The following is a 21,731-nucleotide window of genomic DNA, read 5'->3' on the forward strand; positions in this document are numbered from 1 at the left end:
TGTGCACACGTGGTCACATACGCTTTGCATGTGACAGTTCGGTGAAAGATTTTTTGCATTATTGACAAATTATTCAGAAACAGAGGACAGCTAGTGCGTGAGCAGTGACAATGAATATAACACCCCGCGACCCCGGCGGGTGACTGCCCAGATTGTGGCCGAAGCGGCAGGTGTATCGCGGTCGTCTGTGTCACGTGCGTTCACACCTGGCGCCTATCTGGATGCGGATAAGCGGAAAAAAATACATGAGGTCGCGGCGCAGATGGGGTATCAGCCCAATGCGCTGGCGGCAGGGCTGAAAGATGGCCGCTCGCATCTTGTCGCTGTTTTTGTCGGAAATATGCGCAGTGCTTATGACACCGAGTTCGTAATGGCTTTGGTTGGGCAATTGAACGCGCTGAACAAATGGCCGATCCTGATCGACGGCGGCGATCAGTCTGCGGAAAAGGCAATTCAGCAAGTCTTGCGCTACCCGTTGGACGCGTTGATCCTGCGTGGTGGAAGTATGCAGGCCGAAGTCGTCACGCAATGCAGCAAGATCGGGGTTCCAATGATTTCCGCTGGGCGCGTCGTCGAGGCCCAGGGTGTTGACAATGTTTGTTGTCGAAACGCCGAGGGCACCCGGATTGCCACTCGGGTTCTGATCGAAAAGGGAAGAAAGAAATTCGGCTATATCGGTGGCCCCGAGGCTTTCTCCTCTTCTAGCGGTCGCCGGGCTGGGGTACTGGACAGTTTGGCTGAGGCTGGGCTTTCGCTGGTTGCCGAAACCGACGGCGACTTCACTGTCGAAGCCGGCCACAGGGCGGCCACCCACCTGCTGACCGCGCATTCGCTGGATGCATTGATTTGTGCCAATGATGCAACCGCGATTGGGGCTTTGACAGCGGCCCGAGACTTGAGAGTATCAGTTCCAGAAACCCTGTCAGTTGTGGGGTTCGATGATATCGAGATGGCTGGCTGGCCAACATTCGATCTGTCAACGGTTTGCAACCCGATCGACGAAGCTGTCGAGCACGTCATCCAACTTTTGGAGAAACGGCTGAAGAACCCTTTGAAAGCCATCGAAACAATTCTGATTAAACCTCACTTCGTGCCCCGCGGCACGCATTGAGATTTTCAGTAATCGGCCACCAGCAGGAAATCGGGCGCGGCATCTTCCTCGATCGTGGCAAAGCGCGGAATTGGGTCCTCGAACACATTGTCGGTTCGGTCATCGTTGACGGTTGAGACTTCGCCTATCAGGCAATCGCCTTTCTCCGCCCAAAAGGCATGCCAGATACCCGGCATCAATGTCACGCTTTCACCGGGCTTCAGGCGCAACAGTTCACCGGGTTGGATTGTGACCGGGCAGTTGTCGCTTGGCACAATGACCGGGTTGTCGCGGTTGATGCCGCCATCCGTGTCCGAGGCATAGATCTCCATCACCAGATCACCGCCGCCCCGGTTGATGATGTCTTCGGCCTTCACGATATGGCGGTGCATGGGTGAGAGTTGTTTGTCCCGCGAGACCAGCAGTTTTTCCGCATAAAGCATACCGCGCCCTTTGCTCAGGTCAGTGACATCGCCGTTGCGCAGTGTAAACAAGAACAATCCAAGCTCATCAAATCGGCCCTGACCGTAATCGGTGATATCCCAGCCCAATCCCCGCGCGCGAATGCCCTCGGCCTTGGCGCTGCGCATCTGTTCAGGCGACCATGTGGCGAAAGGGGGCAGAACCGCGCCAAAGGAATGAATGAACGCCTCGGCTGCGGATTTGATCTCGTTGATTTCGGAACGTTTCATCGGTTTGGCCTTCGTGGTCAGAGTTCGTGTGCCCAGGGCGGATTCGCCCCGGCGCGGGATACGGTGACGGCGGCAACCTCGGCCCCTTTGCTTAGAGCGGATCGTATGGCACTGACGTCCACCGAGCGTAGACCGGATTTGGTCAACAAGCCGTCCGCGTCAAGCTGGGCCAGAACGCCCGCATTGAACGTGTCGCCCGCTCCGACTGTGTCGACCACCTGCACCTGTTTGACCGGCACCGAGGTCTCGGACCCGTCGTTTAGATAGGCCGAAGCGCCCTCGCTGCCCTTGGTAATAATGACAACAGACGGTCCGGCTTCCAGCAGGGCAGGGACTTTCTCGGTCAGGGATTCAGGTCCGGGGACGATCCAATTCAAGTCTTCGTCAGATACTTTTACGATGTCGGCCTGTTCGATCATGCGGTTCAGGCGGGTGCGGTACCGGGTCTCATCCGCGATAAAGCCGGGGCGGATATTGGGGTCGAGCATCACAGCGCACGCGTCGGCATGTTGGTCCAACAAGGCCGCATACGCATCCGCACAAGGTTCGCAGGCCAGGCTGATACCACCGAAATAGAGCGCTGTGGTGCCGGGCAACTGCGCGGGCATATCCTCGGGCCGCAGCATCCGCCCGGCCGAGTTTTCATCTAGAAAGCTGTAGCTGGCCTGTCCGTCCTTCAACTGCACAAAGGCCAGTGTCGATGGACGGTCCGAGCGGATGACATGAGTCTGATCCACGTGGCTGTCGGTCAGCGCGTCGGACAGTTGTGCCCCGAACATGTCGCTGGACAAGCCAGTCAGCATCCCAACCGACGCGCCCAGACGACCAAGCGCTATGGCGGTGTTGAAGATCGCTCCGCCTGAATGGGGGACAAAGCCCTGTGCCCCGTCGGTGGTTGGGGTGGGGATCATGTCGATCAGCGCTTCACCGCAGCACAGGATCATGCCGGGACCTTTCCAGTTTGGCCGCGTCAGGCCATCCGACGCGCGAGCGCACTTTTGCAGAAATTGTTAGCGCCAACAATGCCAAATTCATCCTGTTCCGAGACATAGAGGTTCATCGACCGGCGTAGCTCACTGAACCGACCCCCGGCGTTGAAAGCGTCGCGGAAGGTGTCCTTGAACAGCCAACGGTTCTTTTCGGCCACGCCGCCCACCAGAAAAACACCGCCCGCTGGCATCATGGTCACAGCCATATCGCCCATGACAGCCCCCAGATGAGTGGTGAACATATGGGCCGCGCGTACCGCATGAGGGTCGGTTTGGGCCAGCGCGTCTTGCAGGATATCCTTTGCGGGACGGGTTTCCGCGTTGGTTTGACCGGCTGCGAGTTGGATGGCTTGGTAGAGGATGGGCAGGCCGGTGCCGCTCAGGAACATCTCGGCCTCAAGGGTCAGCGAGTCGTCAAAGAAACACTCGGTCGCGACCTCGCGGGCGGCGCGAAATACTTCAACCTCGTCAGCGTGGCGCGGGGACAGGCCTACATGGCCGCCTTCACCCGATGCCGTATGGTAGTGCCCCTCGGAATAGAGCAGCGACCCAACCCCAAGCCCGGTGCCCGGCCCAACGACCAAGCGAGTGCCGACCGGCGGGGTTTCCGCACCTTGCAAAACCTCGACGTCACCGGCCCTGATTTCAGCCACAGACCACGCGGCTGCGGTGAAGTCATTGATCACAAAAGTATGTTGCGCGCCGGTCGCGCGTCCGATGTCGTCCTCGGACAAATCAAGCTGCGCGTTGGTCAGTCGGATCGTACCATCCCGCACAGGGCCCGCCCCGGCGGCGACAACCGCGCGGGGGTCGGTGCCAACCTCGTCGCGCAGGCTGTGAAACGCCTCGAGCAGTTGCGGCAGCTGTCCCGTTGGGTATTTGCGCAGATCGGTTAGTCTCCCGTTTGAGATAACCCCCAAACGGGTGTTGGTCCCGCCGATATCAGCCACCAGATTCCAGTGTTCATGCATGGCTCCGGCGGGTTGTGCCAGGGGGACAGAGACTTGTGCACCGACGAGGGCAGTTTTCACCGCCTCAAAGGACGCTTTGGGTGTCCGCTCCATCGTGTCGAAATCCACATCAACCAAACCAAAGCGCTTCTCGTAGCCCAAGGCCCATTCGTAGTTGTCCAGCAGCGACCAGATAAAATAGCCTTTGACGGGCACATCCTGATCCAACGCGTCTTTCACAGCGGCCCAATGCTGGTTGAGGTAGTCGATCCGGTCCTCATCTTGCTGGCGCTCAGAGCTGGCCATGCCATTTTCGGTCACATAGATCGGCAGATCGCCGGTATATTCACGAGCGGTCCGGGTCAGGAAACGTGTCAGGGCGGAAGGCTCAATTTCCCACCCCATTTGCGTTTTGGGCAGGGGGCCAGGGACCTCTTGCAGGCCGGGCCAGGCGGTGTCGGCGGGCGCGATCAGTTTGCGGGTGTAGTAGTTCAGCCCGCACCAGTCCACGGGCGCGCCGATCGTGTCGAAATCATCCTGCCAGCCAGCGGGTAGATAGGGCTCCAACCCGTCCAGAACATTTTGCGGATAGGCTTTGTTAAACACACCGCCCAGAAAGAACCGGTTGTAGATACCGTCATAGAGGTCAGCGGCCTTGCGCGCCTCAGCGCTGTCATCGGCGGGTTCGGCCCATTCCAGATTGAACACCGCTCCCAAATTGGACATGCCCAGACCACGCATCGCCTCGATCGCACGGCCATGCGCCAGCAGAACATGATGCATCGCGCGAGCCGTCGCGCGGATATCGCGCAGGCCGGGGGCGTGGTGGCCGTCGAAATGGCTCAACCAGCTGACGCACCAGGGTTCGTTGATGGGGGCAACATTGAACATCCTGTCGCCGATGCGGCCCATAATGATCTCGGTGAAATCGGCGAACCATCCGGCAATATCCCGGTTGCGCCACCCGCCTAAATCCGCCAGCGGCGAGGGCAGTTCCCAATGATAGAGCGTCGCACAGGGGCGAATGCCGCGTTCCAGCAGCGCATCGGCCAGTCGGTCGTAATAGTCCAATCCGGCTTGGTTCACGGCCCCTCGTCCTTCGGGCAGAACCCGGGCCCAGCTGGTTGAAAAGCGATAGCAATCAAACCCCGCTTCGCGCACCAGATCAAAGTCCTGATCGAAACGGTTGAGGTGATCGCAAGCGAGATCTCCGTTTTCGCCCCGCACCACATTGCCGGGAGTGCGGGCAAAGGTGTCCCAATGGGTCTGACCTGCGCCACCCTGCGCGTGGCCTTCGATCTGATAGGCAGAGGTTGCGACACCAAAGAGGAAATCTTTGGGGAAATCAGTACGGGTATATTTCATGTTCAGAACCTGTCAGGAGCGGGGCCGGTCGAGCCGCCAACTACCAGTTCGGCCTCCAGCAATCTAGTTTTAACCGGGTCGTCCGGTGATTTGATCCGGTCGATCAACATTTCGGCGGCGATTTCCCCAGCCTGCCGGACCGAGGATCGCGTTGCTGTAAAGATCGGCACGTCTTGTCCATTCTTGAGATAGGACAGGTCGTCATCATGGGCGATAACCGATACATCGCGCCCCATTTTCAGCCCAGCCTCATTCAAAGCGCGCCGCACCCCGATGGCAGAAATCATTGACGAGACCAGTATGGCCGTCGGAGGGGTGTCCAATTGCAGCATGTCGCGGGCTTCGTGATGGCCGTAAACCTCGGTCATCTCGGCGCTGCGCATTAGGGCGGGTTTGGGCGTCAGATTGGCTTCTTGCAACGCTTGCAAATATCCTTCACGGCGACGTTGGGCGAAATCCATATCCTCTAACCCATTGATCAGCGCGATACGTTTGTGCCCCAGATCAATCAGAAACCGGGTTGCCCTCAGGAATGAGCTTTTGTTGTTCACATCGACCCAGTCATACGGCACCTCGATCCCGGTCGAGCGGCCATGTACGATGAACGGAACCGCCATGCGGGTCAAAACCTCGATCCGGTGTTCGTTGACCTTGGGGCCTTGCAGAACGACCCCGTCGACAGCGCCACGTTGGAAGAGGTCCCGATAGGTTCGTTCGATCGAGGTATCGTCGGCATTGGTGAACATCATGTCATAGCCATGCGCGCCATAGGTCCGAGCGGCTCCGGCGACAAAATCCCCGAAGATCGGGTTGACCATTTCATGTTGCGAGGAACTGGGGATCACGTGCCCGATCACCATAGAACGCCCCGTGGCCAGCCCTTTGGCGCGGCTGTTCGGGCGATAGCCGTGTCTGGTCGCCGCAGCCTGAACCCGCTCTCGCGTGGCCTCGTTCACCTCGGGGTATCCGTTCAGCGCGCGGCTGACCGTTGTCTGCGAAAGACCAAGGATTTCTGAGAGCTGCTTTAGGTTCATTTAGCTTCAAAGCGCCTTCAAATTGGTGGCAAAACTGTTGTGAGTGGGTTTCCCTATTGGGTCAACCTGTTTCTACTCACCGGGTGTTTTATTAATTTTTAGGCGAATTTCAAACCTAATATTGACAGAACTTGAATGTTAGCGGATAAAACCCGTCATTCAAAGCGCTTTGAAAACTGAGTCTCATGGGCGCGACAGAGTTGGGAGGAGAATTCATGAAACACTCGCTTTACGCAGGCGCGGCAACGTTCGCCCTGATGGCGGGCGCGGCGCATGCCGACAAGGTCACGGTGTTTGGTCCCTGGTTGGGGCCGGATCAGGAAAATGTCGAAAAGGTGCTGGACGGCTTTGCTGTTGCGACCGGGCATGAGTACGCCTATGTCGGCTCGGATAGTTTCGAACAGCAGATCCGCATCGACGCGGAAGCAGGATCTGCCCCTAACGTTGCGGTGTTCCCGCAGCCCGGTCTGGCGGCGGACATGGCCAAATCCGGCTTTCTGACGCCTTTGGCAGATGGCACATCCGATTGGATTCGCGACAACTACGCTGCGGGTCAATCCTGGGTCGATCTGGGGACTTACGCAGGCCCGGACGGCGCAGACAATCTTTACGGATTTTTCTACAAGGTCGATGTGAAATCGCTGGTCTGGTATGTTCCCGAGAACTTCGAGGACGCCGGGTACGAAGTGCCGACCACGATGGAAGAACTCAAAGCTCTGACGGACCAGATCGTGGCGGACGGCGAGACGCCTTGGTGTATCGGTCTGGGGTCTGGCGGAGCGACCGGCTGGCCCGCGACCGACTGGGTCGAGGACATGATGCTGCGCACGCAATCGCCCGCGGATTATGACGCCTGGGTCGCAAATGAAATGAAATTCAATGACCCAAAGGTCGTCGCGGCCATCGAAGAATTCGGAGCCTTCGCCCGCAACGACGACTATGTCGCTGGTGGGGCAGGGGCCGTGGCCACGACCGATTTCCGCGACAGTCCCAAAGGCATGTTCAGCTCTCCGCCGCAATGCTATCTGCACCGTCAGGCCTCGTTCATTCCGGCATTTTTCCCGGAAGGTACGGTCGTGGGTGAAGATGCGGATTTCTTCTACTTCCCGGCCTATGAAAGCAAGGACTTGGGCAGCCCGGTTCTGGGTGCGGGCACGCTTTGGGCGATCACCAATGACAGCCCCGGCGCTCATGCTTTGATCGAGTATCTACAGACCCCCGAAGCGCACGAGACCTGGATGCAATTGACCGGGTTCCTGACACCGCATAAGGGCGTTGATACCTCGCTTTTCTCGGACCCGACGTTGAAGAAGATGAACGACATCCTTCTAGGTGCGACCACCTTCCGGTTTGACGGGTCTGACCTAATGCCCGGCGGTGTTGGCGCAGGGACGTTCTGGACCGGCATGGTCGACTATGCTGGCGGGGCCTCGGCGGAAGAGGTTGCCAACGAAATCCAATCCTCCTGGGACGCGCTGGACTAAGCGTTCCTGATCGGGCAACCCGCCAGTTCGGGTTGCCTGCCACCGTCGCAAGGGAGACGCGGCATGCATCCGGCATTACAGGGCCTGCTGACCATCGCCATCGGCGTGTCAGGGTGTGTGGGCTATTTCTACCTCTCCAACCAATTTCTGGACAAAGTGCTGTTCCCGGCGCGCGGCCCGAATGCAGGGCGCAATATCAACCGCGCTAACATGATCCGTCCGTGGTTGTTTCTGTTCCCGGCGTTGGCGGCTTTGGGCCTGTATCTGGCCTATCCGGTGGTCGAAACGCTGCGCTTGTCCCTTACGAATCGGGTACCCGGTGGTGGTTATGAATGGGTGGGCCTGGAAAACTACATCCAGATGGCGAATGAGCCCAAGTTCTGGGAAGCCATGCGCAATAACATGTTCTGGTTAATCATTGTGCCGGCGATGTCCACTGCTTTGGGTCTTTTGGTTGCGCAACTGACCGACCGCATTCGTTGGGGCAATATCGCCAAGTCGCTGATCTTCATGCCGATGGCGATTTCTTTTGTGGGTGCATCGGTGATCTGGAAGCTGGTCTATGACACTCGCCCGGCCGAACAGGATCAGATCGGGATGCTGAACGCGCTTTATATCTTCTTTGGCGGGACCGAGCCGCAAACTTGGCTGACCATCCCGTTCTGGAACAGTTTCTTCCTGATGGTCGTCCTGATCTGGATTCAGACCGGTTTTGCAATGGTGATCCTGTCCGCGGCCCTGCGTGGCATTCCCGAAGAAACCGTCGAGGCCGCCATTCTGGACGGCGCCAACCCGTTCCAGATTTTCTTCCGTATCAAAGTGCCGCAGATCAAAACCACCATTCTGGTCGTATGGACCACGATCACCATCACCGTGCTCAAGGTCTTTGATATCGTCTTTGCCATGACCAACGGCCAGTGGGAGACACAGGTTCTCGCCAACTACATGTATGACAAGCTGTTCCGTGCCAATGACTGGGGGGTGGGGTCGGCCTCGGCCATGGTGATCATGCTGCTGGTCACTCCGATCCTGATCTGGAATGTGCGCAACGCGCGCAAAGAGATGGAGTGAGGCCATGAGTGATATTGCAGGAACCAAACCGGCGCTGCGCTGGGTCGTCCATGCCTCGGTCATATTTCTGGTCGTGCTTTGGGTGGTGCCAACACTGGGGCTGTTGATCTCGTCTTTTCGCACGGCCGATCAGATTGCCACAAGCGGCTGGTGGAAATCTCTCTTCCCGTCTGAACAGAACCTGACTTTGCGGTCCGCCGCGCCGGACACACAGGTGCTGGAAAACGGGACTTACGTCATCGAAGGCAACCTGTTCGACGCGGGAACGACGGCTACGATCTCACAATGGGGTGTCAGCTCTCGAGCCGTGGATGCGTTTGTTCCGGGTGACACTGCTGAGCTGCGTCGGGGGGGTACGATCACCGTGGACGCGCAAGGCAACTACCGGATGGAGAATTCGGAAGAATTTACCGGCAGCCGGGGCGCCCGTGTGTTCGTGACCGCAGAATTGCCGCCCGAGTTCACGCTGGCCAACTACCACAAGGTTTTGTTGGCCGAAGATTCCTCGGACAGCATGGGGCGGGCGTTCTTCAATACTTTGACTGTGACCATCCCTGCGACAATCATTCCGATCTTGGTGGCCGCCTTTGCGGCCTATGCGTTGGCGTGGATGGATTTCCCCGGCCGCGCCCTGCTGATTGCTGCCGTAGTTGGATTGTTGGTGGTGCCGTTGCAATTGGCGCTGATCCCACTTTTGAAATTCCACCTCAATATCGGGATCGGGAAAGGATATCTTGGGGTTTGGATGGCCCATACCGGCTTCGGGATGCCGCTGGCAATCTACCTGCTGCGCAACTACATGGCTGGCCTTCCCCGAGACCTGATCGAAAACGCGCGGGTCGATGGCGCGACGGAGTTTCAGATCTTCACCAAACTGATCCTGCCGCTGAGTTTCCCGGCGCTGGCCTCTTTCGCGATCTTCCAGTTCCTGTGGACTTGGAATGATCTGCTGGTCGCCAAGGTCTTTTTGATCGACGCCTCTGGTCAGACCACCGTCATGACCAACCAGATCGTCGAGCTGTTGGGCACGCGGGGCGGCAACTGGGAGATTCTGGCCACGGCGGCCTTTGTCTCGATCGCCGTGCCGCTGATCGTTTTCTTCGCAATGCAAAAATATCTGGTCCGGGGCCTGCTGGCCGGATCCGTCAAATAGAGGCTTCTGATGAACGTGCAGAACACTGTGGACACAACGAAGGCAACCCAAGCAGCGTCCGATTGGTGGCGTGGCGGTGTGATCTATCAGATCTATCCCCGCAGCTTTCAGGACAGCAACGGCGACGGAATTGGCGACCTGAAAGGGATTACTCAGCGTCTGGGCTATATCGCCTCGCTTGGGGTCGATGCGATCTGGATATCGCCGTTCTTCAAATCTCCGATGAAGGACTTCGGATATGATGTCAGCGATTACCGCGATGTCGACCCGATGTTCGGAACGATGGCGGATTTCAAAGAGCTTCTGGATCAGGCACATGGGCTTGGGCTGAAAGTGATGATCGACCTTGTGTTGTCGCATACCTCGGATCAGCACCCGTGGTTTAGCGAGAGCAGGTCCAACCGCGAAAACGAAAAGTCCGATTGGTATGTCTGGGCGGACCCGAAATCGGACGGAACGCCGCCAAACAACTGGTTGTCGATCTTCGGAGGCTCGGCCTGGCAGTGGGATTCGCGGCGGTTGCAGTATTATCTGCACAACTTCCTGACCTCACAGCCCGACTTGAATTTCCATTGCCCGGCGGTTCAGGACGCCTTGCTGGATGTGGCTAGGTTCTGGCTGGATTTGGGCGTCGATGGGTTCCGGCTGGACACGATCAACTTTTACTTCCACGACAAGCAGCTGCGCGACAATCCCGGCCTGCCGATGGATCAGCGCAACGCCTCGATCGCGCCGATGGTGAATCCGTATAATCATCAGGATCACCTTTTCTCCAAAAGCCAGCCCGAGAATATCGCCTTCCTCGAACGGCTGCGCGCGCTGACCGACGAATATGAAGGCCGCGCCTGTCTGGGAGAAGTCGGCGATGCGCAGCGCGGGCTTGAGATCATGGGCGAATACACCACCGGCGATAAGCGGATGCACATGTGCTATGCCTTCGAGTTTCTGGAAAAACGCGCATTGACGGCGACTTACGCCAAACAGGTTTTTGACCAGCTCGAGGACAAGGCCGGTGACGCGTGGCCTTGCTGGGCCTTCTCGAACCATGACGTATCGCGACACGCGACACGTTGGGGATTAAGCGACGAGGCCGTTCGACAACACGCGGTTCTGATGATGTGCCTGCGGGGGTCGGCCTGCCTGTATCAGGGTGAGGAACTGGGCCTGCCCGAGGCGGATGTGGCATTTGAAGACCTGCAAGATCCCTATGGCATCGAATTCTGGCCCGAATTCAAAGGCCGTGACGGGTGCCGCACACCGATGGTCTGGGCCGCGCAGGACGAGCAATCGGGTTTTAGTGCCGGTCGTCCCTGGCTGCCCGTCAGCCCGCCGCAAGCCGAACGCGCGGTAGACAGGTTGGAGCAGGACCCGAACTCGATGCTGCATCACTATCGTCGCGCGATTGCGCTGCGACATGCGCATCCGGCACTGATGTCCGGGGAACAGATGGAGATGGCCCAAACTGGCCCTGTTCTGACTTTTCTGCGCGACGCCCCGACTGAACAGGTGTTCTGTGCCTTCAATTTGGGCTCGGATCCGACCCAAATCACATTGCCAGAGGGGAACTGGTACGTAATCGGGGAGGAGTTGGGCAGCGTCGACGGGGAAGGGGCACTGTCCCTCGACGCTGCGCAATTCTGTCTGCTGGCGCGGGACAAGGGGTAGGTTATGTCTGAACTCAAACTCACGGACGTGGCCAAGACATATGGTCATGTAGATGTGCTGAAGAACATCAATCTGGACATTGACCGGGGCGAGTTGATCGTTTTCGTCGGCCCTTCGGGCTGCGGTAAGTCCACGTTGCTGCGCATGATTGCAGGGCTGGAGAAGATCTCGGGCGGAACGCTTGAGATCGAGGGGCAGGTGATGAACGATGTGCCCCCGGCGCAGCGCGGCATTGCGATGGTGTTCCAAAGCTATGCGCTTTATCCCCACATGACCGTGCGCGAGAATATGGCCTTTGCTCTCAAGATCGCAAAGATGCCTGCGGCGGATGTGGATGCCGCTGTCGAACGCGCCGCGCGTATCCTTCAGTTGGAACCATTTCTGGATCGGCTCCCCAAGGCACTTTCGGGCGGACAACGTCAGCGGGTTGCCATTGGGCGGGCCATTGTCCGCGATCCCAAGGTCTATCTGTTCGACGAACCGCTCTCGAATCTCGACGCCGCCCTGCGAGTTGCCACCCGGATCGAAATCGCGCGGCTGAAAGAGGCGATGCCTGACAGCACCATGATCTATGTGACCCATGATCAGGTCGAGGCGATGACTTTGGCCAGTCGCATCGTGGTTCTTGCCAATAAGGGAATCGCGCAGGTTGGGACTCCGCTGGAATTGTACGAGACGCCGGATAACGAATTTGTCGCGCAATTCATCGGCTCGCCTTCGATGAACCTGCTGCCCGGTATCATCACACAAACGGGCGAAACGACAGTTGTCACGCTAGAGGCCGGTGGAACGATCACGAGCGCTATCGCGACCCAGGCGGAGGACATGGGCAAACAAGTGAATGTCGGCATCCGGCCAGAAGATTTTGTTCCAGCTGACGCGAACGCGGCCTTTCAAGGGGTGGTGGACTTCACCGAGGCACTAGGCGAAGTCACACTGCTGTACTTTGAAAACCGCACCGGGGCTGAATCTGTGATTGCCAAGTTGCAAGGTATCCAACGCAATATGCGGGGACAAACTGTTGGTGTCTCAGCCCGTCCTGAAAAGGTGCATTTGTTTCACGACGGAAAATCTATGCGCAGCAGGTCCTGACTTTTCTGCGAATTGGTGAAGTCCAATTTAATCATCAGCGTTGATCATTTCGATTGTACCTGTCGGCCACGCCGCCAGGTATTCCAACGTGCCTTAATCGGATAATGGAACGTGTTTTTTAGCTTGTAAACGCACCGGTTGGTTAAGTGTTCCGACCCGTCGACCAGCGGTGTTACGCGGTCGCAAAGGCGCCAAGTCAATTCAAACTGGACTTATGGAAACTGCCAACTGTCACTTTTGGACTGACAGCTGGATCGCAAAGGTCTAACCTGTATCCACAAAAACAAAAAAACGGATTTACAACGGGAGATCTAACAATGACTAAACTAACAAACCTGTCCAGGCGGACGGTGCTGAAAAGCGCAGGTGCCGCGGCTCTGGCGGCCCCTCTTTACAGCAAAAGCGCACTGGCCTCTTCAGGTGAGATCAACATTCTGATGTGGTCGGATTATCTGCCACCCAGTTTCCTGCAAGAGTTTGAAACTCTGACCGGAATCAAGGTTAACTATACCGGCATCGGGTCGAACGAAGAGATCATCAACAAGATGAAGGCGACCAAGGGCCAAGGCTTTGACATCGTCTCGCCCACCAACAACCGGTCCTTGCAGTGGGAACCGCTTGAGTTGCTGCAGCCCTTCGACATGAACAAGGTGCCGATTGATCTGGTGAACCCGGCGATGGCCGCTATTGGCACAGATGCGTGGAACTTTGGCGATGCGGGCGTGCACTGGCTGCCGCATATCTGGGGCACCGAGGGCATTGCCTATCGCACCGATCTATGGCTGCCCGAAGGCGATGCGCCGTCTTATGGCGATGTTTGGTCCGAGGAGAATGCGGGCAAAACCATGGGCCGCGCGCATTCGATGATGCTGGGCGCAGGTCTTTACATGGAACGTTCGGGTGAGATGGAGCCGGGCTCGGTCTGGGCCGCTTATGGTGACGAGGACACCATGCGCAAGGTTTGGGGTCAGATCACCGACTGGTGCATCGAACGCAAGAACCGGATCAAACTGATCTGGAACGACGCGGATACTCAGAAAAACGGCCTGCTGAACGAAGGTGTTGTTGTCGGCCAGACCTGGGATGGTCCGCCGCTGGCGCTGAAATCGGCGGGCGAGCCGGTGCACTACCAAGCTCCTGTCGAAGGTGCGATGGCCTGGGTTGACGGTATGTCGATTCCGACCGGCGCGGCAAATATCGACCAGATCTACGCCTTCATCGACTTCGCTTATCAGGCGAAGCCGGCTGGTGTGGCGATTGACAGTCACGGCTATAACTCACCGGTTCTGGGTGCCGATCAGTATTCGGGCGACACCTACAAGAAGAACTTTGCCGAAGCCTATCCGGGCGACTCGTTGGCCAACCTCAACCCATGGCCGGCCGAAGCACCGTGGTACGCTGAAACCCGGACCGAATTCGTCAACAAGTTCAAGAGCGCCTGATCGCTTTGAAACGTTACCCCCCCGCGACATTGCGGGGGGTCTTTAATCCGCACGGTTTAGCGTGACGGAGCACAACTTTCTGCGGCTAACACCCGCATCCATCGGAGATAGCAAACATGAGTGCTGGGGTCGGTGTAGATCTTGAGAACCTGTGGATTCGTTTCGGCGATTTCGTCGCGGTGCGGGACGCGAATGTGAACATAAACGGGGGCGATTTCTTTTCGTTCCTTGGCCCCTCGGGCTGTGGCAAGACCACGATCCTGCGCGCGGTGTCGGGCTTTCTGGACCCCAGCGAGGGCAAGGTTCTGATCGGCGGCAACGACATGCGCGGGATCGGGCCCAACAAACGCCCGACAGCTCTGATCTTCCAGAACCTCGCGCTGTTTCCACTGATGAAAGTGTGGGAGAACATCACCTTTTCCATGGAGATCAAGGGCGCCAGCGTCAAGGAACGCCGCAAGCGCGCCGATGAGCTTTTGGACATGATCGCGCTGCCGGGGCAGGGCGACAAACTGCCCAGCGAGCTGTCGGGTGGTCAGCGCCAGCGGGTCGCCATTGCGCGTGCGCTCTGCGCCGAACCCGATGTGCTGTTGTTGGATGAACCACTGTCGGCACTGGACCTGAAGCTGCGCCAGCATATGCGCACCGAGTTGCGCGAGATTCAGCAGCGCGTGGGCATCACCTTCATCTACATCACCCACGACCAGGGCGAGGCGTTGACCATGTCCGACAACATCGCCGTGATGCGTGCGGGCGTGATCGACCAGATTGCCGATGGCAAGACCATCTACAATGATCCCAACACAGCCTTCGCGGCCTCATTCGTTGGGGAAAACAATGTGTTCCGGGGCAAGATCAAGCAGGTCATGGGCAATGAGGCGATGATCGCGACCAATCGCTCTGGTGATCTAGTGGCGCGAATTTCCACCGCCAACCAAGGCAAGTTGAAAGAGGGGGATGACGCCATGATGTTCATCCGCCCCGAGGCGTTTGCCATCGCCCCCGATGGGGCGACGGGCGACCATTTCGTCACCGCCCGCGTCAACCACGAGGAATTCGAGGGGAACGTCTTCAACATCTTCACTGAGGGTGAGGGCGGGAAGGAGATCAAGGTCTCGATCCCGAACCATGGTCAATCCTTCCAGGATCACACCGGACAGAACATCACGCTGGAATATGAGGCGCAGAATGCGGTTCTGGTTCCGGCGGGTGAACTGGCCGCGGAATAGGGGGAACTAAAATGCCCCGCTTCCTGAAAGAGTTCTTTAACCGCAACGGCACCGGTATGGGGCTAGCGATTCTGGGTCTGGTGATCTTCTGGACCATCGGCCTGATCATCCTGCCGCAGCTGTCGATGCTGGATTTCTCATTCCGGCCTAACCTGCCTCCGCCTGAGATTGGCGGGCCCAAGGATGTCTACACGCTGGAGAATTACAAATATTTGATCTACGGCCCCGAGGGCGGCAGTCAGGATTACAACGCGGTCGATCTGCGCGTGTTCTTCCGTACTCTGGTTGCGGCGGTCTGTGTGACGATCTTCAACCTGATCCTCTGCTACCCAATCGCATACTATCTGGGCCAGTCCAAGGGCAGCCATATTCGCATCTTTGCGATCATGTTGATCATCCCTTACTGGATCAACGAAATCCTGCGCGCCTTTGCCTTGCGCATCATCTTTGGTGAGACAGGCGTGCTGAATACCCTGTTCGTCGGCCTTGGCGTCTTTGACACGCCGTTCGACTTCATCCGCAACGACATCGCGCTCTATGCAGGGCTTGGCTACGCCTACATCCTGCTGATGATTTTCCCAATGTATAACGTGATCGAAAGCCTCGACGGCAACCAGATCGAGGCCGCACGGGATCTGGGTGCCCCTTGGTGGCGGATTCACTGGCGGGTCGTCATCCCCTATGCCAAGCCGGGGATCAGTTCGGGCTGTACGATGGTTTTCATGCTGTCGGCAGGAGCGCTGGCTGCGCCGCAAATTCTGGGTGGGCCGTCCAGCTTGTGGTTCACGCAGCTGATCTATCAGCAATTCAACGACAACAATGACTGGCCGCAGGGGGCCGCTTACGCGATCGTGCTGCTGGTGACCTGTATCCTGTTTGTGTTGGCCGTAATGCGTCTGTTCAAGGTGAATATGGGGGATATCGGCAAATGAACCTGTCCTTCCTTCGTGTAAGTATCTGGGTCTATCTGGCAATCTTCTTCCTGTATCTGTTGGGCCCGCTGGTGATCATGTCGGTCACGGCCTTCAACTCGTCTGCCTTCCCACGGATGACTCCGTGGGAATGCCTAACCTTCCAGTGGTTCGGAGAGCTGTTTCAGGATCAGCGTATCCTGAACGGCATCAAGAACTCGCTGATCATCGGGGCCGGTACGGTGGTTCTGTCGGTGGCGATGGGGCTGGCGGGGGCGCTGATGCTGACCCAGATATGGCCCAAGCTGCGCGCAACCTATTACACAATTATCATCGCGCCTATCCTGATCCCCGGGGTTGTTCTGGGGATTTCAACCCTGGTGTTCTGGGACCGGATCAACCGGATGCTGGGGCTGGGCGCGGATAGTGTCCTGTCGAACGGCATTTTCCTGACGGTGATTGGCCAGTCCACCTTTATCGCCAGCTATTGCATGTTGGTTCTGGTGGCGCGGCTGCAGCGGTATGACGTGGCCTTGACCGAGGCCGCACTGGACCTTGGCGCGACCCATGCGCAGGCGTTCCGCAAAATCCTGCTGCCGTTTATGCGGCCCGCGATTGCAAGCGCCGCAGTGCTGGCGTTCCTCGCGTCGTTCGAAAACTACAACACGACCACCTTCACCTTTGGCGAATACCCGACACTGACCATCGAACTGGCACAGAAAGTACGCTATGGCATCACGCCGTCGATCTCGGCCCTGGCCTTTATCATCGTGGCGCTGACGGTGTTTTTTGCCCTGCTGAACGAGGCGAAGTTGAAGCGACAGGAACTGGTCGCCGCCGCGCGCAAGAATGCCACGGTCGAAGAACTGGCGGGCAAGATCAAACTGCCCAGTTTCTTTGCAGGCAATGTCGCCGCCATGCTTGTGGTTATCTTCGCGGCCGCTACGATCACAGTTGTGGGCACGGCAACCGCCTACAGCCCGGACCAATGCATCGCCAACGTGAAAGAGCAAAAGCAGCTTGAAGCCGACCAGCGTATCCAAGAGCTGCGCAAGCAGCGCGAAGAACGCCGCAAACAGCGCGAAGCTGACGAGGCAGAACAAGGCGAGACGCAATCCGCACCGAAACCGTCGAACAATAGCGGGTTTGGCAATGTCTTCGCGCCAAATGCTTTGAGTGGTGACGAAGATGAATCCAACGCCGAGCCGCAACCTTCGACCAATGGCGGGTTCGGCGGAGCGTTTGACCCCAACAGTCTGAAAACGGACGAATAGCGCAATCTGCGCCCGCCGGGATTACCCCTCGGCGGGCGCGCCTTTTTCCAGAACAAGCGCATCACAGGCATCAATCACATTCCCGTTCCACGTGACCGGCGCGGCGTTGTAGTTAATCAGGAATGTATGTTCGCCTGTCTCACGACGTCTGAGACCGCTCAACATGGGATACACACTCAACCCCGTATGCTGAGCGGCCATCCGAACGACACGATCCCAAAGAGTGTCGTTCGGGAAATTGGCCAGATACCACATAGATCCGGTGCCCGTCAGCGCTGGCGTTCCGTCTGCATGGGTCAACAGTGCTGTGGCGGTCCCAGACAAACGCTCGACCCAGTGACAGGCCGCTCCTCCGCCCGAGACATCGCGTTTGTACGTGGGCGGCAGGGTTTCGATCAGGTCAACATGGCTGTCCAGGCCGACCAGACCGGGTCGACCGGTTTGAGGAATCTGAAAATCGCGGGTAATCGCCCCGCTACGCGGTCCCAGAATGGCCAGATCACAGCCGTTTGAAATACTCCGCTCCAAGTCCTTATCGATCGTGGCCAGACCAGGTGCCAGTATGATTTTGTAGCCATCCGCCGGAATGCTGTCGGGCGACAGGAAGTCCACCGACAAGCCCGCCCGTCGCAACGCGCGGTAGGTCGAGAAGACCAGCCGGAAATAATCAAACCCTGCCCCCTGAGGTTGGGTCGCCCACGCCCAGTCTGAGGCGTAGTCGAACAGAATGGCTACATCCGCCTTGCGCTGTGTAACAGAACCGATTTGGGCAAGGGTATCCGCTGTTTCTCGCGCCTCGGCCAAGGCTGGGGCAGGGCGATTGTCTGGTGTCAGTAATCCTGCATGCATCTGCTCTTGCGCGAAGGGAGCTTGTCGCCAGCGGAAATAGCTGACCACCTCGGCCCCGTGGGCGACAGCCTCAAGCGACCAGAGCCGGACCATACCCGGCAACGGTGCCGGGTTGTAGGGCGCCCAATTCACCGGGCCAGGCTGCTGCTCCATCACCCACCAGCGGCCCCGCCCCACGGCGCGGTATAGGTCGTGGTGGAACGCCTGCATGTCGGGATCACCCTGTTGCAAAAAGGCGGCTTTATGCGCCTCGTCCACCTCAAGCCGGTCAGACAAGAAGCCAATCGGATAGCTGTCCCACGTGGCGATATCCAGGTCATCGCCCACCTTGAAATGGTCGAATTCCAATACCCGGCCCATGTAGTTGTGCAGCAGCGGCGCGTCGGTCAGCTTGCGCAGCACATCCACTTGCGCCTTGTTGAACACCACCACCTGATCCGAGCTGAACCGGCGGAAAGCCAGAACATGGGCGGGGTTGGGTTCAGTCACAGTCAGGTTGGGCAGGTCAATCTGGTCGAAACCATCATATTCCATCGACCAGAACACATTCCCCCAAGCCGTATTCAATGCATCAATCGAGCCGTATTGATCCTCAAGCCAATTCTGAAACGCGGCAAGGGCGACTGGGCTATAGCTGATGGTGGTATCGTGGCAGCCATATTCATTGTCGATCTGCCACGCGGCGATGTGGGGATTCCGGCCATATCGCTCACCCATGATCTGCGTGATCCGAGCGCATTCCTCAATATAACCCTGATGGCTAAAGCAGTAATGCCGCCGCGATCCGAATTTGCGTGGGTTCCCGTCCGCGTCAACTGCCAGCATGTCCGGGTATTTCTCAAGCATCCAGCGCGGTGGCGTGGCGGTTGGTGTCCCCAGAACCACTTTCAAACCCGCCGCGCCCAAAGTGTCGATGGCCCGGTCAAGCCAGTCGAATTGCAGATCACCCGGAGTTGGTTCCATCCGGCTCCAAGCGAATTCGCCGATGCGCACCCAGGACAGGCCGTTTTCGACCATGCGTGCGGCATCTTCGGCCCATATCACTTCTGGCCAATGTTCAGGATAATAGCAGACGCCAAGTTCCGGTTTCATAGGATAACTCTGTATTCTGGCTGACCTTTTCCCGCGCTGTGTGCCGCAAAGGTCATGCCGTTTGAAGGCTGTTTTGCAAGGATATCCGCATCCAGCCCCTGCCGGGCCGAAGTACAGAACAAGGTTGTCAGATCAGCCCCGCCAAAGCAGGGACATGAGGTATGTGCCGCATCGAATTCCACCGACTGCAGGAACTGACCGTCCGGCGCATGGGCTGCAACGCGATTTGCACCCCATTGGGCAATCCAAATGTTGCCTTGGGCATCTACCACTGCACCATCTGGGTTCAGATCATCTGCGCGTAAATCAAGAAAAACGGAGCTGTCGCCCTCGGGCCAGCCATCCGACGGGTTCAGCGTCCAGCGCATCACCTGCTTGGTCGCCGTATCGGTGAAATAGGCGCAGGATCGGTCGGGCGCGAAACAGATCGCGTTCGAGATCGTGACGTCAGGCACCAAACGGCGCAGTTCCCCGCGCCAAAACCGATAAATCGCGCCTGCTCTACGCTCAGCATTTTTCCCCATCGTTCCGATCCAGAACCCGCCCCACGGATCAGCCCGGCCATCATTCGAGCGTGTGACAGAGTTTTCTGCCTCAAGCGCAGTGATCAGCGCCTTTTTGCGGCTTTCAAGATTGAAGTGCCACAACCCGGTTTCGGACGCGATCAGCAGCGTCTCAGTGTCGACCCACCCGGCGGCCGAGACATGTTCGTCGAACTGCCATTCAACGGGCGCGCTATCGACCTGCGTCATCAAACGTTTGCCAAGAATGTCGAACCAGAAAAGCTGCTTCCGTTGGGGATGCCACAGCGGCCCCTCGCCCAATGCGCAAGGGCGGTCGTCAAAGACGGTGCTCATCCGGCGGCCTCGTTGTAGGCCGCGACGATTCCGCGTGCACGTTCCGAGATCTCGGCTACTGAAAAGCCGGGCTTGAAAAGGGCCGATCCAATGCCGAAACCGTCCGCCCCCGCATTGATCCACACATCGAAATTATCGGGCCCAGCACCACCAACGGCGTAGACCTTTGCCCCTTCTGGCAATACTGGGCGCATAGCGGCCAATCCGGTCGGTCCCGCCATCACACCGGGAAACAACTTGAGCCCCGTTGCGCCTGCCTTGAGGGCGGCAAACGCCTCGGTCGGGGTGTAGACGCCGGGCCAGCTTTGCATGTTCAACGCGACCGTTCGCTGGATGACATCCGTGTCGCAATTGGGCGAAACGATCAGCTTGCCGCCAACCTCGGCCACGGCATCCACCTGATCCGCGGTTAACACCGTGCCCGCGCCAATCAACGCCGTATCACCAAATTTTTCGGCCAGTATGCCGATGCTTTTCAGCGGCTCGGGCGAGTTCAGCGGCACTTCGATCTGGTCGATACCGGCATCAACCAGAGCCTGGCCAACATCGGCCGCTTCGGTCGGGTGAAGACCTCTGAGGATTGCGAAAATGGGACGGCTCATGCGGTCTGCCTCGTCAGGTTTCGGGCCTGATGCAGACCCGCCAGAGTGGTGTTCCTACTATCGGCGATTTCAAAAAAAGCGCCTTGCTGTTTCAGGGCGTGACCATAGACATCCGACAGCCCCTCAGCCCCGATGATCGCGATCTGCTGACCCAGCCAATAGGGTCGCGTGGCAGCCAGTTCTGCCCCGATTAGAAATCCTGACAGACGGGCGCGGGCAACAGAAGCATCCTGCCCATTCAGCAAATCAGCTGCGCGCAATCCAAACAGGCGCGCCGCCATCTGTTCAGGTTTGGACAAAGCATCTGCCGCGGCTTCGGCAAAAGCCGCATCGTCCCATCCTTCTCCGACCGAGTGACGCAGCACCGAATGCCCGCTGAGCAGGCTGAACATCTCACCGGTCATGAAGGTGCGAAAGCTGACCACTTCGCCCGCGCTGACTTGCACCCACTTAGTATGGGTCCCCGGCAAGCAGATCACGCCGTCCCAATTCTTGTATCCTGCCAGATAGCCTGCGATCTGAGTTTCCTCACCCCGCATGACGTCTGGCGGGTTGGCCTGTTTCAAACCGGGCACCACAAAAGCGCGGAAGCGCGGGTCCGTGCCCGGCACCCTGATCGGAGCGCGTGGCACTGGCGCTGAAGGCACGGCAGAGTAGGGGGCCTCGACCCAGCCCTGACGCGCGCCTACCATACCACAGGCGACGACATCGACCGGCTCGGCGCCAAGCCAATCCTCGATCAATTCCAGCAATGCATCCTGAAACGCGCCCCGGGTCAGACTTCCCATACCCTTGTCCGAGTCCGCCTGATCCAGAACATGGCTGCCCTGCATTGCCCAAACTCGTAAATGGGATGTTCCCCAATCTGCTGCGATCCATTCGATACTCAT

The 21,731-nt window shown here is 58.2% G+C and carries 18 protein-coding genes and 1 pseudogene; 10 read left to right on the top strand and 9 right to left on the bottom strand.

Going from position 1 to position 21,731, the window contains the following annotated elements; genetic code table 11:
* Positions 1-97: 97 nt before the first annotated feature.
* Positions 98-1,111: a LacI family DNA-binding transcriptional regulator gene (locus AC2FJ6_RS14160; RefSeq protein WP_170773475.1), complete on the top strand. Its 1,014-nt coding sequence runs from the start codon at positions 98-100 to the stop codon at positions 1,109-1,111.
* 5 nt (positions 1,112-1,116) lie between these two features.
* Here AC2FJ6_RS14160 and AC2FJ6_RS14165 read toward each other — a convergent pair whose 3' ends face one another.
* The 5 genes and pseudogenes from AC2FJ6_RS14165 to AC2FJ6_RS14185 all read right to left on the bottom strand — a co-directional run bounded on the left by AC2FJ6_RS14165 (position 1,117) and on the right by AC2FJ6_RS14185 (position 6,120).
* On the bottom strand, positions 1,117-1,782 hold the full coding sequence (locus AC2FJ6_RS14165; protein ID WP_170773477.1) for a D-lyxose/D-mannose family sugar isomerase: 666 nt from the start codon (positions 1,780-1,782) through the stop codon (positions 1,117-1,119).
* A 17-nt stretch (positions 1,783-1,799) separates the two neighbouring features.
* Positions 1,800-2,726, bottom strand: a complete 927-nt coding sequence (locus tag AC2FJ6_RS14170) for a carbohydrate kinase family protein (RefSeq protein ID WP_496669370.1) — start codon at positions 2,724-2,726, stop codon at positions 1,800-1,802.
* Between the two features lie 26 nt (positions 2,727-2,752).
* Positions 2,753-3,742 carry a glucokinase gene (locus tag AC2FJ6_RS14175; RefSeq protein WP_237215877.1) on the bottom strand — a complete coding sequence of 330 codons (990 nt, stop codon included), beginning with the start codon at positions 3,740-3,742 and terminating at the stop codon, positions 2,753-2,755.
* Positions 3,743-3,787: 45 nt separating this feature from the next.
* Positions 3,788-5,086 (bottom strand): annotated as a pseudogene (locus AC2FJ6_RS14180) (GH1 family beta-glucosidase); the annotation flags it as partial.
* Positions 5,087-5,088: 2 nt separating this feature from the next.
* Positions 5,089-6,120: a LacI family DNA-binding transcriptional regulator gene (locus tag AC2FJ6_RS14185; RefSeq protein WP_496669372.1), complete on the bottom strand. Its 1,032-nt coding sequence runs from the start codon at positions 6,118-6,120 to the stop codon at positions 5,089-5,091.
* Between the two features lie 215 nt (positions 6,121-6,335).
* On the opposite strand from AC2FJ6_RS14185, the gene AC2FJ6_RS14190 reads away from it, so the two are divergent.
* The 9 genes from AC2FJ6_RS14190 to AC2FJ6_RS14230 all read left to right on the top strand — a co-directional run bounded on the left by AC2FJ6_RS14190 (position 6,336) and on the right by AC2FJ6_RS14230 (position 17,441).
* Complete coding sequence (locus AC2FJ6_RS14190; RefSeq protein WP_170773486.1) at positions 6,336-7,604, top strand: ABC transporter substrate-binding protein; 1,269 nt, start codon at positions 6,336-6,338, stop codon at positions 7,602-7,604.
* Between the two features lie 63 nt (positions 7,605-7,667).
* Positions 7,668-8,675, top strand: coding sequence for a carbohydrate ABC transporter permease (locus AC2FJ6_RS14195; protein ID WP_170773488.1), 1,008 nt, complete (start codon positions 7,668-7,670; stop codon positions 8,673-8,675).
* A gap of 4 nt (positions 8,676-8,679) precedes the next feature.
* On the top strand, positions 8,680-9,828 hold the full coding sequence (locus AC2FJ6_RS14200; RefSeq protein ID WP_170773490.1) for a carbohydrate ABC transporter permease: 1,149 nt from the start codon (positions 8,680-8,682) through the stop codon (positions 9,826-9,828).
* A 9-nt stretch (positions 9,829-9,837) separates the two neighbouring features.
* Positions 9,838-11,493, top strand: coding sequence for an alpha-amylase family glycosyl hydrolase (locus AC2FJ6_RS14205; protein ID WP_170773492.1), 1,656 nt, complete (start codon positions 9,838-9,840; stop codon positions 11,491-11,493).
* Positions 11,494-11,496: 3 nt separating this feature from the next.
* Positions 11,497-12,585, top strand: a complete 1,089-nt coding sequence (locus tag AC2FJ6_RS14210) for an ABC transporter ATP-binding protein (RefSeq protein ID WP_170773494.1) — start codon at positions 11,497-11,499, stop codon at positions 12,583-12,585.
* A 317-nt stretch (positions 12,586-12,902) separates the two neighbouring features.
* Positions 12,903-14,027 (top strand): extracellular solute-binding protein, encoded by a 1,125-nt coding sequence (locus AC2FJ6_RS14215; protein ID WP_170773495.1) that lies wholly within the window; start codon positions 12,903-12,905, stop codon positions 14,025-14,027.
* Between the two features lie 116 nt (positions 14,028-14,143).
* Complete coding sequence (locus AC2FJ6_RS14220) at positions 14,144-15,256, top strand: ABC transporter ATP-binding protein (protein WP_170773496.1); 1,113 nt, start codon at positions 14,144-14,146, stop codon at positions 15,254-15,256.
* Between the two features lie 11 nt (positions 15,257-15,267).
* Entirely contained in the window at positions 15,268-16,188 is a 921-nt protein-coding gene (locus AC2FJ6_RS14225; protein WP_170773497.1) for an ABC transporter permease, read from the top strand.
* A complete protein-coding gene (locus AC2FJ6_RS14230; RefSeq protein WP_170773498.1) occupies positions 16,185-17,441 on the top strand; it encodes an ABC transporter permease in 1,257 nt (418 codons plus the stop codon). The genes AC2FJ6_RS14225 and AC2FJ6_RS14230 overlap by 4 nt, the downstream gene beginning before the upstream one ends.
* Before the next feature lie 21 nt (positions 17,442-17,462).
* On the opposite strand, the gene AC2FJ6_RS14235 is transcribed toward AC2FJ6_RS14230, so the two are convergent.
* Genes AC2FJ6_RS14235 through AC2FJ6_RS14250 form a run of 4 tightly spaced genes read right to left on the bottom strand, consistent with a single transcriptional unit; the run spans position 17,463 to position 21,731 of the window.
* Positions 17,463-19,382 carry a beta-galactosidase gene (locus AC2FJ6_RS14235; RefSeq protein WP_170773499.1) on the bottom strand — a complete coding sequence of 640 codons (1,920 nt, stop codon included), beginning with the start codon at positions 19,380-19,382 and terminating at the stop codon, positions 17,463-17,465.
* Positions 19,379-20,239, bottom strand: coding sequence for an SMP-30/gluconolactonase/LRE family protein (locus AC2FJ6_RS14240; RefSeq protein WP_170773500.1), 861 nt, complete (start codon positions 20,237-20,239; stop codon positions 19,379-19,381). Before AC2FJ6_RS14240 ends, AC2FJ6_RS14235 begins: the two co-directional genes overlap by 4 nt.
* A complete protein-coding gene (locus tag AC2FJ6_RS14245) occupies positions 20,236-20,841 on the bottom strand; it encodes a 2-dehydro-3-deoxy-6-phosphogalactonate aldolase (RefSeq protein WP_496669374.1) in 606 nt (201 codons plus the stop codon). Before AC2FJ6_RS14245 ends, AC2FJ6_RS14240 begins: the two co-directional genes overlap by 4 nt.
* On the bottom strand, positions 20,838-21,731 hold the full coding sequence (locus AC2FJ6_RS14250; RefSeq protein WP_170773503.1) for a 2-dehydro-3-deoxygalactonokinase: 894 nt from the start codon (positions 21,729-21,731) through the stop codon (positions 20,838-20,840). The genes AC2FJ6_RS14245 and AC2FJ6_RS14250 overlap by 4 nt, the downstream gene beginning before the upstream one ends.

The organism is Ruegeria sp. CDSA089, from assembly GCF_059612205.1.